Source organism: Criibacterium bergeronii, from assembly GCF_001693775.2.
In the GTDB taxonomy this organism is placed as follows: Bacteria; Bacillota; Clostridia; order Peptostreptococcales; family Filifactoraceae; genus Peptoanaerobacter; species Peptoanaerobacter bergeronii.
In genome coordinates, this window is sequence record NZ_MBEW02000009.1 from 48,853 (window position 1) to 65,000 (window position 16,148).

A 16,148-nucleotide genomic window follows, 5' to 3' on the forward strand; every position below is an offset into this window, starting at 1 on the left:
TCATATGTATACGAAATTCAAGAGATATATTATTTCAGCGTCGGTAATACTTATCTTAACTATGTTGTCAACAAATGTATTTGCAGATGATACTTATTCAATAAAACTTACACAGAGAGACTCGATACTATTAGATACAAACAATCCTAAAGTGGGCATAGAAATTTATAAAGACCAACCAATAACTATTTTTAGTTATAAAAATGCATCTGCATCAAAATCTGGACGATTTTATTTAAAATCAAACAATTTAACACTTGGAGAGTTTAAGACTACTGGAAAATTCACATATGATGGAACCATTTGTAATGTAATAAGTTGTAAGAATAGTATCTGGAATGTTGCCGATGGTTGGCGTGTAAAAGGTGCAAGATCTCAAGAGCAAGTTTCTCCTACGTTAGCAAAAGTGGTAGGAACTTTTGAGCTTTATAAAGAAGGGATTAGGGGTGATACTCTTTCTTCATCTGCTACAATTACTGTAAGTTGCAATCATAAAGGGAAAACAAATTGTGAGTTTAATGGTGATGAAAGTGCTAATTAAAAAACTTTTAAACAATACTAGATAATCACAAATCTGGAGAAAAACGATTAAGATTAAAAAACTTAGTCGTTCTTCTTTTTTTAAATAATTTGATAGCTTATTAAAAATTAGAAAAGTAAGATGAATTTGAAAAAATAATAAATAGAAAATCACTATAGAAATATAGATGATATTTCAAAAGACTTAAAATTTTAATAATGAAACTTTGAGAGAGATAGCAGAAATGTTATCTCTTTTTTATTTTAAGAAAGGAGTTATATATGAAAAAACTAGAACAAATAAGACAAGAGTCAAAAGAAATAAAAGATAAAATTGACGATACAGAAGAAAGATTAAGGCAACTAAAAAATCAAGAAAAAAAGATATTAAAACAAGACATAGTAAAAAGAAGAAAAGAAAGAACTCATAGGCTCATAACAAGAGGAGCAATCTTAGAAAGCCTTATAGAAAACGCAGAAGAACTAACAGATGAAGAAATGAAAATCCTACTAGAAGAAGCAACAAAGACAAAAGAATTTAAAGAAACACTAAAAATAATGAGAGAAAATTAAGAAAAATTAAATAACCAAATCTCCCTTAGATTTTCTAAGGGCGCAATTATACACCCTAAAGGGTGCTTGCGTCCTGCGGAGCCAAACCCTTGCAGGGAGCAACAACCATTCGCTTTTTAAAAGTCAAGGGTAAATAAACTCGCTAACGCTCGCCCTTGACTTTTAAAATTTGAAATGAACAAAACAATTAAGCCGACATACTGAAACAACAAAAATTAATTCAGTAGTCGGCTTTTTCTATTCTATCATTTCAAAACGCTCATTCAGAAAGTGGATATAGAAAATCTATTAAGCCTCCACCTAAAACAACAAAAAAAGAAAGGAAGTGATAAAAATGGCAGACAGTTTTCATTTTTCAGTAAACATAATATCAAGAGGAAAAGGAAAAAGTGCAGTAGCAAGTGCAGCATATATAAGTGGAGAAAAAATAAAAAATGAATGGGACGGAGTAACCCATGACTACACCAAAAAACAAGGAGTAATTAGCAAAGAAATATTTTTGCCAGATCACGCACCAGAAGAATATAAAGACCGAAAAACCTTGTGGAACTCGGTAGAACTATTTGAGAAAAACTCTAATGCCCAACTTGCAAGGAACTTTATCATATCTCTACCAAAAGAGTTAAGCATAGAAGAAAATAAAAAGATGATAGAAGAATATGTTCAAAACAATTTTGTAAAAGAGGGAATGATAGTAGACCTAGCAATTCATGATGAAAGTAGAGAAGGAAATCAAAATATCCATGCTCATATAATGACCATAGTAAGACCAATAAATGAAGATGGAACATGGGGGCAAAAAAGTAAAAAAGAATATATCCTAGATGAAAAAGGAGAAAAAGTTTTAAACAAAAATGGAAAACCTAAGACAAGAAAAGTAGAACTAACAACCTGGAATGATAAGGGCAATGTAGAAAAATGGAGAGAAAATTTTTCAGACATTTGCAATGAATACCTAGCAAAAAACAAGATAGAAAAAAGAGTAGACCATAGGAGTTTTAAAAGGCAAGGCATAAAACAAATACCAACAATACATCTAGGAGCAAGTGCTAGTGCAATGGAAAGAAAAGGAATAAGAACAGAAAAAGGAGATATAAATCGTGAAATAAAAAAACAAAATGAACTATTAAAAAACATAGGCAATGAAATAAAGAAAATAACATCATGGTTAGCAGGCTTTAAAGATAAGCTAAAAGAATCATATAGGGAATATAAAGACCAAAGTAAAAAGCAAATAGAAAATGAATCAGGACTCTTTAACCTCTATGAATATTTAAGCTTCTATCAAGAAATGCAAGAAAATAATAGAGCTGAATTATTATTTTATGGTAAAAGAAACAAAGCAATCTATGATCTAAAAAGATATGCAAGTGGAATAAATTATCTAAGAGAAAACAAAATAAAAACCATATCAGACCTGCAAGGACATATAAATACCCTAAGAAGTAAAAACTCTGAAATATATAAGACCATAAAAGAAAACAGTCAAAAGATAGAAGACCTTAATAAGTGCTTAGCCTATGCAAAGACTGTAAGAAAAACAAAAGCAACCTATCAAGAATATGAAAGCAAGAAAATATTCAAAGAAAGCTTCTATAAGAATAATCAAAAGGAAATAGACCAATATATAAGGGCAAGAACCTTAATTGAAAAAATAAGTGGAAAGAAAAATTTAAGAGAAAAAGAATGGTTAGGAGAAATTAAAAACTTAGAAGATGAAATCAGTAAATTAAATACAGAGTCAGAAAAGATAAGGGAAAGATACAAGGAAATAAATCATATTAAATATGCAGTAGAAGTAGTGAATAAAGAATATGGTATCGACCTATCCATAGAAATTGACAAGGCAATCAAGAGAGGAGAAAAAGAAAGTATCATAGAAAAGATAAAAGAATACAAGCAAGACAGTGATAAGTTTAATGAAAAAAGGCAGACAATTAAAGACTATTACAAAAATCAAGAAAGATAAGACCTGGTAAAAATATCTTATCCAAGCTATAATATGACCAAGAAAATAAAGGCAGATCTAGGAGGTAATAGAGATGAATAAAAGGCAAGAGCTAATAAATGAACTTATAAAAGCAGATCAAGATGGAACATACAAAACATATAAAAGCACAGAAGAAATAAAATCAATGAACAATGAAGAAGTGCAGATATTATATTCCAACATGAAAAACTATCTATCAGATAAAAGAACACACACAAACTACTAAAGGTGGAAAGGTATTGTAAGATATTTTAAAGTATAAAAGGTACAAATACCTAAGTAAGCTATAAAAACATCAAAATAAAGCATTCCACCACCAACAACAATAAAATAAAAATAATCAAAGGGAAGTATAGAAAAATTAAAGCCTATACTTCCCTTTTTTTAATTCAAACAAAGGAGAGAAAACATGATAAACGAAGAAATAAGCAAAGAAGCAGGTCAAGCAGCACAAACCATAATAACATACACAATAAAGGCAGCAAAAGAATCAATCAACTTAGACAAAGAAATAAGAAAAAAGATGAATGATACTTTAGAAAAAGCAAATGGCAACCTAAAAAGTCTTATGGGAGATGAAATGAAACTAAAAGACCTCTACAAGAAAGGACAACTAGAAAATATAAGCATAGATCAAAGCGGCCTCAAAGACTTAAAAAAAGAACTAAACAAACTTGGAGTAAGTTTCTCAGTAATGAAAAACAAAGAAAGCAAAAACTATGAAATATTCTTCCAAGCCAAAGACATAAAAGTAATGGAATATGCCTTTAAGCAAGTCATAGCCAAGGAAAATAAAAAAGAAAAAGAAAGTATCCTAAAACAAATAAAGAAATACAAAGACCTATCCAATAACAAGGATAAGACAAAAGAAAAAGTAAAAAGGAAAGTAAAAGAAAAAGTAAAACCAAACAAAAAAGATATGACCAGAGAAATCCAAGGGAGTAACGAAAAGTTACACCCTTAAATAACCATAATAACAAGACTTCCGAAAAGCAGAAGTCCAGAATTCCGAAAATCGGAAATCAAGAATTTCGATTATCGAAAATCAAGAAAGGAGCAGATATGGCAACAAACAAAAGATATTATTGGATAAAATTAAAAGAGGAATTTTTCACAGACAAAATAAACATAGGATATTGTCCTTAATGAGTCCAACCCATGTCCGACAAGAGATAGAGAAAGATATAGAGATAGATAAAGAGATAGAGGGAGAGATAGAAAAGATTTAACATTTTTGGTATAATCACATTAATTAAACTAAATGTGTAATGATAAAATGAGCTTGTTAACTGTAAGCTGATTATAATAAAAAATTAAAACTCCCACCATTGGTGTAAGAAACAGAATAAAATGAAAATCAGATTGGAGTGATTAGAATGGATAAAAAAGATGTAGCTATTATAGGAGATAGTGAATATATAAAAATGCTTGAGAAAATAAAAAAATCATATACAAGCAGGCAACTTAAAGCAGCAGTTTCGGTTAATTCTGAAATGCTAAAGTTTTACTATAGTTTAGGAGAAGAAATTATTAGCTTAAAGGCAGAAAGCAGATGGGGAAGCGGATTCTATAAAAAATTAAGTTCGGATTTAAAAAATGAAATTCCAAATGTTAAAGGATTTTCTGTTACTAATTTAAAATATATGAAAAAATTTTATGAAATGTATTCGCCATTAAATCGTCCACAAGCTGTGGACGAATTACAAATATCTAAAGTCGGCGGAGATTTTAATATGATTTTTAGTATCCCATGGGGACATCAAAGATATATTATGGATAGATGTGAGGGAAATTTAAATAAAGCATTTTTCTTTATATCTAAGACATTAGAAAATAGCTGGAGTAGAGCTGTGCTTTTAAATTTCTTGGATACAGATCTATTTGAGAGACAAGGAAAAGCAATAACAAATTTCACAAATAATTTGCCTGCGACCCAAAGTGATTTAGCCAATGAAATGACAAGAGATCCGTATAATTTTGACTTTATAGCTATAAGGCAAAATTATGACGAAAAAGAATTGAAAGACGCTTTGATGGATAATATTCAAAAATTCTTATTGGAGCTAGGGACAGGTTTTTCGTTCGTGGGCAGAGAATATAGACTTGTAGTTGGAAATTCAGAAGAATTTATTGATATGTTATTCTACAACATTAAGCTACATTGCTATGTAGTTGTGGAGGTTAAAATTTCCGCATTTAAACCTGCGGATATAGGACAACTTGGAACCTATGTAACATCTGTAAACCATATATTAAAGGGAGATGGGGATAATCAAACAATAGGTCTTTTAATCTGTAAGACAAAGGATAATGTATTGGCAAAATATGCTTCTGAAAGCTCCAGAGAGCCTATTGGAATTTCAGAATATCAACTACAAAACTTAATTCCTGAAAGGTTAAAGGGAGCATTACCAACCATAGAAGAAATTGAAAACGAACTAAAATAAATTTGAAAACATAATAAATGTACGCAAGGCGGTAGAAGTAAAAACTATCGTCTTTTTTTATTTGAAGAAAGGGAGGAGAGCATGGCAGATAAAAGAATGTTTTCACTAAAGATAGTGGATAGCGACTTATTTTTGGATATGCCACTAAGTAGTCAATGCCTGTATTTTCATCTATCAATGCGAGCAGATGATGACGGGTTTGTAAATAATCCTAAGAAAATCATCAAAATCATAGGAGCAAATGAAGATGACCTAAAAATACTTATTGCCAAAGGCTTTTTGATAGTTTTTGATCAGGGAATTATAGTCATTACTCATTGGAAGATAAATAACTTTATCAGAAAAGACAGATATAAGCCAACAATGTATATAGAGCAGAAACAGCAGCTTTATCAAACGGAAAATGGAGCATATATTTCAGAAGAAAAAGTTGGTTGTCATCTGGTTAACCAAAGGTTGTCAAGTGGTCAACCCAGTATAGGTAAGGGTAGATTAGATAAGGTTAGTATAGATAAGGGGAGAGAAGAACAGTCCACCCCCATCTTTTATGGACAATACAAAAATGTAAGGTTAAGCAAAGAAGAATATAAAAATCTTAAAGAAAAATTAAACTCACACACAGAAATAATGATAAATAAACTATCCAGATACATGGAAAGCAGTGGCAAGACCTATAAAAACCACTATGCGACAATCTTAAAATGGTATGAAGAAGATAAAGAAAAACTAAGACAGAAAGGTTTAAATAAAAAAATGAACTATGATGTAGGCGAATCTTTATAGATAAAAATAGGTGGAAAGCCACTATTAAAGACTTTAAGTCTAAAAAGGTATCAAAGTATGCCAGAGATAATAAAAATATAAATATGACACTTAAAAGGCGATTAGAAAATTAAAGAAATGCTAGAAGACTTCTAGATGACAATTACCAAGAGGGTCTAATTTTCACTGCTACTTATGCAGTGGGAATTGGACCTTTTTATATAAGCAAATTCTATTTCAAAATTGGTTACCAAGAAAGACTTCTTTTCACTGTTAAGTATAAGAGAGTAATTTATAGAATTTTGTTTCGTCAAGATAAATATTTTCTGAGGATCAAATTTTAAAAAGACTAATAGCTCTCGATAAATTTTGAACCTTAACAATTGAATAGACCAAGACAAGACGTTAATTATTTTTGGAGCGTAATAACCTATCCGCCAAGATCTTTCGGCTGAATAATTCGGCAAAAAAAGTTCTGCTAAGCAAAAAGAAAGAGAGCGATAAGTAAGAGTTTGAATATAGGGAGGGATACCCTATCCGCTATGAAGAAAATGAGGATAATGATACTTCTAAGGTTGAAGCCGGCTCATCCGGAATAGAGGCGGAGGTGAGATTCCTATGTTGCTAATCCAAAGCACTTGTCAATGTCGTAAAACTTAATTAAACAAATAATTATTAGATATAAAACTTTAGAGGAGGTATATATTGGACAATGACTGGAATGGATTGGCTGATTTAATAGCAAATCTGATTGCAAAATATGCTGGTGCTTTAGATTTAGATAATCTGCCCGATCCAACGCCAGCAAAAAATCAAGAGATGAAAAATAGTTTTGACATGGCAAAAACACAAATTGAGACGGATTAATAAAAGTGTTATAATATACTTGAAATGATAGTCCAAACTTAAATTCAAAAATCAAAGTTTATATATGATATAGAAAAGTTATATTGAGGTTAATGCTATGTTAAAAGAAAAAATAAAAGTATACCTCTATACACGAGTATCTACGTCAATACAGATAGAGGGGTATTCGTTAGAGGCACAAAAATCACGAATGAAAGCTTTTGCTATTTACAACGATTACGAAATTGTCGTAGAGTATGAAGATGCCGGAAAGTCTGGCAAGTCTATTGAAGGTAGAAAACAGTTCAATCGAATGATGGAAGATATAAAATCTGGAAAAGATGGAGTATCTTTTGTTCTTGTGTTTAAGTTATCAAGATTTGCAAGAAATGCAGCTGATGTTCTTTCTACACTTCAGATAATGCAGGATTATGGAGTTAATCTTATCTGTGTTGAAGATGGCATTGATTCATCTAAAGATGCTGGGAAACTAATGATTTCTGTTTTATCAGCTGTGGCTGAAATAGAAAGAGAAAACATTCGTATTCAAACAATGGAAGGTCGAATTAAAAAAGCAAGGGAAGGAAAATGGAATGGTGGCTTTGCTCCGTATGGATATAAACTTGAAGATGGCAAGCTGTTTATAAATGAGGAAGAGGCAGTTGCCATAAGAACGATTTTCGACCAGTATGTAAATACTACGATAGGAGCCAATGGGCTATCTAAATACTTAGAGAATCATGGAATTAGAAAAATTCCAAGACAGAATGGTAAGAATCCTTTGTTTGATGCAGGTCTTATAAGAAAGATATTAAAGAATCCTGTATATAATGGGAAAATAGCATTTGGAAGAAGAACTTTAGAAAAAGTTCATGGTACAAGAAATGAATATAAGCAGGTTGAACAAGATGAATATCTAATATCAGAAGGGATACATGAAGCTATAGTTTCCGACGAAGTTTGGCAAGCTGCTCAAGTTAAGTTAAAATCTCAAGCAAAGAAATATGAGCATGTGAATAAAGGAAAAGATACACGCACACACTTGCTTTCTGGGATTGTAAAATGCCCGATATGTGGAGTGGGAATGTTTGGAAACAAGTGTACCAAGAAAAAGAAAGATGGCACAAAATATAAAGATTTTTATTACTATGGTTGTAAACATAGGCAGATGATAAGAGGTCATAAGTGTACATTCAGTAAGCAAATTAGAGAAGAATTGTTAGATGATGCTGTTGCAGAGGTGATTGTCAAGATAGTAAGTAATCCGAAATTTGCTTCTATGATGCAAGAAAAAATCAACATGAAGGTGGATACCTCTGAAATAGAAAAAGAAATAGATAATTACCAAAAGGAATTGAGGAAGAGTCATTCTACAAAGTTTAAGCTAATTGAGGAAATAGATAATTTAGATGTTGAAGATAAGCATTATAAGAGAAGGAAACAGGATTTAGATGATAGACTATATCGTATGTATGACAAAATAGATGAATTAGAATCATCACTAATTGATGCGAAAGCAAAGAAACAGACTATTGAAGCTGAAAAACTCACAGGAGATAACATATATAAGATTCTGATCTATTTTGATAAACTCTATAAAGTTATGAATGATGTAGAGCGTAGGCAGTTAATTACAGCTTTGATTTCTGAAATTCAAATTTATGAAGAAAAACAACCTAACGGACAATGGCTAAAATCAATTACTTTCAAGCTCCCAATTATAGACGATGGCTTGAATATAAGTTTGGACAATAATGAACAAGTTGAAGCTATAGCGTTGATACAAAAGATGTAAATTTAGAAATCCTTCATTTCAAGCAGTTTTATAAGCATTTTGTCTTCGATAAAGATGAAGAAGGATACGTCAAAAAGACTCAAAAAAACTACATGGACGTAAGAGTAGTTTTGCAACTGGTATGAGGAAACACAAAAAATATAATTAACTCATTTTGTACTTTCTACAAGAGTAGCTTAAAAGGCTGCTCTTTTTTTTCTAAAAAGTTGGTACATATAAATTTTAAATATTACTAATAATAAAAATCTGATCTCTGAAAAGCAGAAGTCCAGACTTTCGAAAATCGGAATTCAAGAACTCCTAATAACAGATTTCTAGAACTCCGAATATCGGAGAGTAACTATAATAATATTAGTAATATTGAGTTAAGAAAGAATAATTTTAGAAAGGGAGTAAGGATTCGTTACATCCTTTTCAAAATTTAAAACTCTCATAGTTAACTTTACACATTCGCTTTTATAACATATAATAAAAGCGTAAACGAGAGGAGGTAGACTATGAATACACTTAAAGAATATATACAAGAAAATTTAGTAATAACTAACAAAGAAGCAGAAAAACTTGGATATACTAGGCATAATTTATCAGAATTAACAAAAATCGGACAATTAGAAAGATTAAGACCGGGACTATATCAATTAAAAGGAAAAGTTATAGACGATTTTATTTTAATATCATCAAATAGTAATCGAATTATATTTTCCCATCAAACAGCCCTCTACCTTCACGACCTATCCGATAGGACTCCAAATGTATTTCATATATCTGTACCCCAAGGCTACAATGCCAGCCATATCAAGAAAAGATATGAAGACCTACAAGTTCACTATGTAAAAAAAGATTTATACGAACTAGGAAAGACAGAAATAAAATCACCACAAGGTAAACTTATCCCAGTTTACGATATAGATCGAACAATTTGCGACATCATAATCGACAGAGAAAAGATAGATAAGCAAATTTTCACAGAAGCCTTAAAAAGATACTTTAAATCACCAAATAAAAACCTAAGACGACTCATAAAATACAGCAGACTATTTAAAATAGAAGATGAAATTAGGAAATATATGGAGGTATTATTGTGATTAATATCGAGAGTATAAAGGGCAAAATAAGAAGTCTGGCAGAGAAGAAAAATCTAAAGTCACAAGAAGTTCTGCAAATATATTTTTTTGAAAGATTTTTAGAAAGACTATCTAAATCACCATACAAAAACAATTTTGTAATAAAGGGAGGATTCCTAATATCATCTTTAATCGGGATTGAAAATAGAACAACTATGGACATGGATACAACCATTAAAGGCATAGCTTTAAAAGAAGAAAAAATAAAAGAAATAGTTCAAGAAATTATAAATATCAATGTAGATGATGGAATAAGATTTGAAATAAAGGACATTAGCTATATTAGAGAAGAGGATGAGTACGAGAACTTTAGAATTTCATTAATAGCAAATGTTGGAAAAACCAAAAACCCTATGAAACTAGACCTAACAACAGGAGATGCAATAACACCAAGAGAAATAGAATACACCTATCCCTGTATCTTTAGCAAAGAAAATATAAAAATAATGGCATATCCATTAGAAACAATATTAGCAGAAAAATACGAAACCATAATCAGAAGAAATATAACGACAACACGAATGAGAGACTTTTACGACCTATACACCCTCTACAAGCTGAAAAAAGATGAGATAGACTATAAAGTTTTAAAAGAAGCAATAGAGAGAACCTCAAAGAAAAGAGAAAGTCAGGAGATAATGAAAGACTATAAGGAAATAATCGAGGACATAAAAGATGATTCTTACCTAAGATCCTTGTGGGTAGTATATCTCGGTGAAAATAAGTATATTGGAGATCTGACCTTTGATAAGGTTGTTGGTGTAGTTACAATTTTATCAAATAGGATTAATGAGATGTAATTTAACAGACACTGTCTGGCAAATCATAGACAAGAAAATATTAAGTAAAAAAGAAGTGGAATTAATCTAATTCTTTTTTACCTTTTGATCAGAGTATTTAAAACTAAAAAATTGTATGTCAATTGTTCAGCCTAAGTAGATAATAAAAAAGTGTAAACAATAAGGAGGTAGTATGGAAGTATTAAGAGCTCGCAGTTTATATGACTATATTAAAATTCTTAAAGAAAAAAATTTATTGGATGCATATTTTAGGGGAGAATCTAGGAAATATAAAAATATTGCAGCATCGTGTTATAGAGATAATTTTAATGACTCAGATAAATCTATAATTGATGAGATGATAGATGAATATTTCTATGAGGTTAGTGCACAATTAAGTGATATTGAAAAGTCAAATTTTATATCTTATTCACAACACCATGGATTGCCTACAAATTTAATAGATATTACAAGTTCAGCTTTAGTAGCTTTATACTTTTCATGTTGTGATAACTTTGAATACACAGGATATATTCATATATTTAAGAAAAGTAATTTTATAAAATTTAGTGATGAAATTTCGGGAAGAAAAATACAATACTTTTATAATGATTTAATCGAAAAAAATGAAATAAGAGTTTTGTTTTATAATAAATTATTAGAATTCTATAAGTATAATAGAAAAGGATTCATAATTTCATTATCTAATAATTTAAATATGATCAAAGTTTTATTAAAAAAAAGTAAACGCAATGTATATACGTCTGAAATAATAAAATCTGTAGATTGGTATGATAAGGGGATTAAAGAGGGATACATTATGGATAGACCAAATGAATTAAACCAAAGGCTACTTCAAGTATTTCTTAATGATAAAAATGAAGAGATGAATATGTGGAGGGATATTTTTTTTCAATTATCAAAATTAACAAATTATTCATTTGAACTGAAAGTACAGAAATTAGAAGATTATGTAATAATATATCTAACAACTTTTATATATTTGTTAATTCAAAAGTATAGTAATAATATTTATGAAGTACCTGATTTTCCAATGATATTATATTATCCTAATATTAATTTTGATAGAATGACATTACAATCTGGTAGATTTATTTATCAAAATATTTTATATTCACCACTTAATATTTTGAATAGACAAGAAAAGAGAGACTATATACAGAAAATAGTTCCTGATATTTCCATAGAAATTGAAAATAAAATAGAAATTGTAAAAGATTTAGATTTATTGGGCATAAATAGAAAAAAATTATTTAACGATCCTGATAACATAGCAAAATATGTGTATAAAAAGAGTGAAGTAAGAAAATCAAAATTTGAATTACTAGAAGGTTTTTATATAGAAGAGGTATAAGAAATTATCCTTTTATATAAATTCTACATTAAACAAAGAAGATATTTAAAATTGAATCAATGTTGGAGTCAAATACGATACTATAGAAAACTTTAAAGTAAGTAATTTTCAATTATTTATAAAGATGACGATAGAAATAAAGCTTATACCAATTGTTCAGCCTATGGAGATAAGACAAAAGATTTAGAGAATCTTAAACAAGGCGATTTTGTTAAAATATTTGGTCAAGTAAAAACAAGTATTGATAACAACGGGAAGGAACACAAAAATGTTCGTATTTTGTCTTCTAAGCTCTTAAAAGCAAAAGAACAAGTAAAGAGTCAAGATAAAGATAAAAAGTCTATATTAGGGCAAATAAAAAGCTTTAAGACAGATGACAAAGCAAAGCCAAACAAGAAAGACTATAGCAAAGGTGCAGAAAGATAAATATTGGCAGTCTTCGGACTGCCTTTATTTTTTTGCTCATTTAAAGTGATATATCAAGCGATAGAAAATAACCTATAGTTAATGTTATAATAAATTTGTATGTAATAACAAACATAAGTATTTTTTTAATGTATATATGTACGAGATTAGCTATCGAAAAAATAATCTTGGAGGTTATATGGAATTAAGTTATAAAAGGTTATTTAAAAAACTTATTGATTTAGATATGCAACATAATGAGCTTATGGAAAAAGCAAATGTAAGTAGGAGTACATTTTATAAATTAAAGAATGGTGAGAATGTAACTACCGATATTTTGCTCAGAATTTGTGATGCATTGGATTGCGACATATCAGAAATTATGGAGTGTATTAAAAATGATTGAAATAATAAATGGAGAATGCATAGAAGAATTGAGGAAGTTAGACTCATCTACGGTTGATTTAATTATTACAGATCCTCCATATAATATTGCGAATTTTATGAACGGGAGAGATACAAATCTACAAAAAATGCGTTCTAATTTTTTTGGTGCTGCTGGTTGAGATGATTTAGATTTTAATGATTGGAAAGACCATATGAGATTGTTTTTAAAGAATCAAGTAGGATACTTAAGAATGGTGCTTCCATGATAGTTTTTATGTCAATATTAAGGGTTGAAACTCTTGTTGAAATAGCAAATGAATTTGGTTTTTATTATAAAACCACTGGAATTTGGCACAAAACAAATCCAATGCCTAGAAATATGAATTTACATTTTGTTAATTCAAATGAGTGCTGGATATATTTTACTTATAAAACAAAAACAGGAACATTCAATAATAAAGGTAAATTGGTTCTAGACTATATTGAAACATCTGTCACGACTGCTAGGGAAAAGAAATTAGGTAAACATCCAACACAAAAGCAAATTATATTATTCGAACATTTTATAAGATTGCTTTCAAATGAGGGCGATTTAGTAGTAGATCCATTTCTAGGAAGCGGTTCTTCTGCAATTGCAAGCTATAGATTAAATAGAAATTTTATCGGTGTTGAATTAGAAGAAAAATATGCTAAATTAGCGAATATGAGGGGAGAAGATGAAAAGACAAGTTATTGATTTGTTTTCTGGAGTTGGTGGACTATCTAAAGGATTTTTCGACTCAGGATTTGAAATTGTTTTAGCAAATGAAGTTGACTATTCTATAGCTAATTCTTATAAAAAAATCATCCTAAAGTGAAAATGATTAATGAAGATATTTCAAAATTAGATATTGATGATGTTTTTAATGAGTATAAAAATATAGACGTAATTGTTGGGGGACCACCTTGTCAAGGATTTTCTCAAAAAGGGAAAAGAAAAATAATGGATGATCCACGTAATTATTTATTTAAATATTTTTTTGAGGTAGTTAGTGTTGTTAGACCGAAGTATTTTGTGCTAGAAAATGTACCCAACATATTAACTGCAAATAACGGACATTTTAAAGACGAAATTTATAGCTTATGTTCCAGTAATGGTTACACGTTATGATGATACCCTAGTAAGGAAGATTATCCAGAATGTTAGTGTTTATGATGACCACTTTGTAATATGCTTTAAATCTGGAATTGAAATGGAAGTATGATTTAATACTAATATAAACCGTCAATTAAGAGTTAGGTTCTCTTGATTGGCGGTTTTTGCATTGACTTTTACATGATTTATACATGTGATATTATCAAAAATGTTGTTTATAAGGTTATTGATAAGGAGTTGACCACATGAGTGATGTAATAAGCTGTTAGATGAAGCTATTAAAGAAACCGAAAACTTGTACGAAGGAGAAGTCTTTATTTTTAAGGATTTGTTTAAAGGATATGTATGGAACAGGATACCGAGAAAGGACTGTACTAATGTCTTAGTAGATGTTTTTGAGATATTTTAAATAATATAAAAAAAACACTTGAATAAATTCTCATATAACTATTGACACAAGAGAAAAACAATAATATAATAAATATACAACGTATGAATGATTGTCCAAGTATTCATATGAAATGATTTAAAAGGAGGTGATAATATGACTAAAAAATTTAATTCAATTGAAAGATGTGACTGCAATGTAATTCATAAGGATATTGTAAATCAAGTTAGAGATAAAATGCCTCAAGAAGAAAGCCTTTATGATCTAGCAGAATTATTTAAAGTATTTGGAGATTCAACACGAATCAGGATATTATGGGCTTTACATGAAGCTGAAATGTGTGTTTGTGATATCGCTGTATTACTTAACATGACACAATCAGCAATTTCCCATCAGCTGAGAGTCTTAAAACAAGCTAATTTAGTGAAAAACAGAAAAGAAGGCAAAGTAGTATATTATTCATTAGTTGATGACCATGTAAGAGAAATATTTGACCAAGGTCTAATTCATATCAACGAGAAGTAGTAATGCGGTAGAATAGAATATTTTTTGAAGATATTTGGGCATATATTTAAGTCTTCATTTCAAATGAGCAATGCTTCAAGAAAATTTGAAAAAGACTTGTAGTATTCAAAATAAAATTACAAATAATATTTAGGAGGATTTAATAATGAAAAAGAAATTTATACTTAAAGGTTTAGATTGTGCAAATTGCGCGGCAAAAATGGAAAAGGCTATTAATGAGCTTGATGGAGTGAAAGAAGCTACTGTTAACTTTATGACCACAAAACTCGTTATTGATGGTGAGGATGAAAAAATGCCAACAATAATAGCAGAGGCCGAAAAAATAGTTAAAAAAATCGAACCCGATACAACTATGAAAAAGGCTTAAAGGAGGCTATTTAGTATGTCAAAACGACTATGGCGAATAATTATTGGTGCAGCCGTGTTAGCTACAGCAGTATTGCTTAGTTTAAATAACGAATGGTTACAGATTGCTCTCTTTATAATAAGTTACATTATTGTAGGTGGAGATGTTGTAAAAAGAGCTGTAAAAAATATTTTTAAAGGTCAAGTTTTCGATGAAAGTTTTTTAATGAGTATTGCAACAATTGGTGCATTTTTTATTGGTGAGTATCCTGAAGGTGTTGCAGTTATGCTGTTTTATCAAGTTGGAGAACTGTTTCAAAGCTATGCAGTTGGCAAGTCGAGAAAGTCAATTGCAAGCCTTATGGATATTCGACCAGATTATGCAAATGTTAAAAAAGGTGATGAACTTGTCAAAGTTGACCCAGATGAAGTACAAATTGGAGATATTATTGTAATTAAAGCAGGAGAAAAAATTCCTCTTGATGGCAAGGTAATTGAGGGAAGTTCAATGATTGATACATCGGCACTAACAGGCGAATCTGTTCCTCGTGAAGTAGAAGTTGGAAGTGATATCCTAAGTGGGTGCATCAACATTAATGGGGTTATTACAGCAGAGGTTACCAAGGAATTTGGAGAATCTACTGTAAGTAAAATTCTTGATTTAGTTGAAAATGCAAGTAGTAAAAAATCCAATTCAGAACAATTTATTACGAAGTTTGCGAGATATTATACACCGGTTGTGGTTATAATTGC

19 protein-coding genes and 2 pseudogenes (1 of these 21 running past the window's edge) are annotated in these 16,148 nt (G+C 29.9%); all 21 read left to right on the forward strand.

The window, feature by feature from the left end:
* Window positions 1–4: 4 nt before the first annotated feature.
* Complete coding sequence (locus BBG48_RS05710) at window positions 5–541, forward strand: hypothetical protein (RefSeq protein WP_147292834.1); 537 nt, start codon at window positions 5–7, stop codon at window positions 539–541.
* A 260-nt stretch (window positions 542–801) separates the two neighbouring features.
* Window positions 802–1,092: a DUF3847 domain-containing protein gene (locus BBG48_RS05715; protein WP_068912768.1), complete on the forward strand. Its 291-nt coding sequence runs from the start codon at window positions 802–804 to the stop codon at window positions 1,090–1,092.
* A 334-nt stretch (window positions 1,093–1,426) separates the two neighbouring features.
* Window positions 1,427–3,061, forward strand: a complete 1,635-nt coding sequence (mobQ, locus tag BBG48_RS05720) for a MobQ family relaxase (protein WP_116170941.1) — start codon at window positions 1,427–1,429, stop codon at window positions 3,059–3,061.
* A gap of 73 nt (window positions 3,062–3,134) precedes the next feature.
* On the forward strand, window positions 3,135–3,308 hold the full coding sequence (locus tag BBG48_RS11125; protein WP_199560386.1) for a hypothetical protein: 174 nt from the start codon (window positions 3,135–3,137) through the stop codon (window positions 3,306–3,308).
* A gap of 183 nt (window positions 3,309–3,491) precedes the next feature.
* Window positions 3,492–4,046 carry a PcfB family protein gene (locus BBG48_RS05725; RefSeq protein ID WP_068912771.1) on the forward strand — a complete coding sequence of 185 codons (555 nt, stop codon included), beginning with the start codon at window positions 3,492–3,494 and terminating at the stop codon, window positions 4,044–4,046.
* A gap of 412 nt (window positions 4,047–4,458) precedes the next feature.
* Window positions 4,459–5,529: a PDDEXK nuclease domain-containing protein gene (locus BBG48_RS05735; protein WP_068912773.1), complete on the forward strand. Its 1,071-nt coding sequence runs from the start codon at window positions 4,459–4,461 to the stop codon at window positions 5,527–5,529.
* Window positions 5,530–5,610: 81 nt separating this feature from the next.
* Window positions 5,611–6,312: a replisome organizer gene (locus BBG48_RS05740; protein WP_068912774.1), complete on the forward strand. Its 702-nt coding sequence runs from the start codon at window positions 5,611–5,613 to the stop codon at window positions 6,310–6,312.
* A gap of 684 nt (window positions 6,313–6,996) precedes the next feature.
* Window positions 6,997–7,158 (forward strand): hypothetical protein, encoded by a 162-nt coding sequence (locus tag BBG48_RS05745; RefSeq protein ID WP_000368174.1) that lies wholly within the window; start codon window positions 6,997–6,999, stop codon window positions 7,156–7,158.
* A gap of 97 nt (window positions 7,159–7,255) precedes the next feature.
* Window positions 7,256–8,932: a recombinase family protein gene (locus BBG48_RS05750; protein ID WP_068912776.1), complete on the forward strand. Its 1,677-nt coding sequence runs from the start codon at window positions 7,256–7,258 to the stop codon at window positions 8,930–8,932.
* Window positions 8,933–9,429: 497 nt separating this feature from the next.
* Window positions 9,430–10,017, forward strand: coding sequence for a type IV toxin-antitoxin system AbiEi family antitoxin domain-containing protein (locus BBG48_RS05760; protein ID WP_116170942.1), 588 nt, complete (start codon window positions 9,430–9,432; stop codon window positions 10,015–10,017).
* Window positions 10,014–10,856, forward strand: a complete 843-nt coding sequence (locus BBG48_RS05765) for a nucleotidyl transferase AbiEii/AbiGii toxin family protein (RefSeq protein ID WP_068912779.1) — start codon at window positions 10,014–10,016, stop codon at window positions 10,854–10,856. Before BBG48_RS05760 ends, BBG48_RS05765 begins: the two co-directional genes overlap by 4 nt.
* 172 nt (window positions 10,857–11,028) lie before the next feature.
* Window positions 11,029–12,210, forward strand: coding sequence for an FRG domain-containing protein (locus BBG48_RS11130; RefSeq protein WP_199560387.1), 1,182 nt, complete (start codon window positions 11,029–11,031; stop codon window positions 12,208–12,210).
* A gap of 105 nt (window positions 12,211–12,315) precedes the next feature.
* Window positions 12,316–12,636: pseudogene (locus BBG48_RS05780) on the forward strand (single-stranded DNA-binding protein); the annotation flags it as partial.
* A 178-nt stretch (window positions 12,637–12,814) separates the two neighbouring features.
* Entirely contained in the window at window positions 12,815–13,021 is a 207-nt protein-coding gene (locus BBG48_RS05785; protein ID WP_006702354.1) for a helix-turn-helix domain-containing protein, read from the forward strand.
* Window positions 13,014–13,181 carry a hypothetical protein gene (locus BBG48_RS05790; protein ID WP_243446750.1) on the forward strand — a complete coding sequence of 56 codons (168 nt, stop codon included), beginning with the start codon at window positions 13,014–13,016 and terminating at the stop codon, window positions 13,179–13,181. The genes BBG48_RS05785 and BBG48_RS05790 overlap by 8 nt, the downstream gene beginning before the upstream one ends.
* A gap of 20 nt (window positions 13,182–13,201) precedes the next feature.
* Complete coding sequence (locus tag BBG48_RS05795) at window positions 13,202–13,738, forward strand: DNA-methyltransferase (protein WP_068912783.1); 537 nt, start codon at window positions 13,202–13,204, stop codon at window positions 13,736–13,738.
* A pseudogene (locus BBG48_RS05800) lies at window positions 13,719–14,152 on the forward strand (DNA cytosine methyltransferase). The gene BBG48_RS05795 and the pseudogene BBG48_RS05800 overlap by 20 nt, the downstream one beginning before the upstream one ends.
* A gap of 262 nt (window positions 14,153–14,414) precedes the next feature.
* Window positions 14,415–14,546, forward strand: a complete 132-nt coding sequence (locus BBG48_RS05810) for a DUF1413 domain-containing protein (protein ID WP_442778138.1) — start codon at window positions 14,415–14,417, stop codon at window positions 14,544–14,546.
* A 135-nt stretch (window positions 14,547–14,681) separates the two neighbouring features.
* Window positions 14,682–15,050, forward strand: coding sequence for an ArsR/SmtB family transcription factor (locus tag BBG48_RS05815; protein WP_068912785.1), 369 nt, complete (start codon window positions 14,682–14,684; stop codon window positions 15,048–15,050).
* A gap of 145 nt (window positions 15,051–15,195) precedes the next feature.
* Window positions 15,196–15,417 carry a cation transporter gene (locus BBG48_RS11640; protein ID WP_068912786.1) on the forward strand — a complete coding sequence of 74 codons (222 nt, stop codon included), beginning with the start codon at window positions 15,196–15,198 and terminating at the stop codon, window positions 15,415–15,417.
* 15 nt (window positions 15,418–15,432) lie between these two features.
* Window positions 15,433–16,148, forward strand: the 5' end (the start) of a protein-coding gene (locus BBG48_RS05825) for a heavy metal translocating P-type ATPase (RefSeq protein WP_068912788.1). The gene runs 1,129 nt beyond the window's last position; the window shows 716 of its 1,845 coding nt (coding positions 1–716); the start codon lies at window positions 15,433–15,435; its stop codon lies off the right edge, out of view.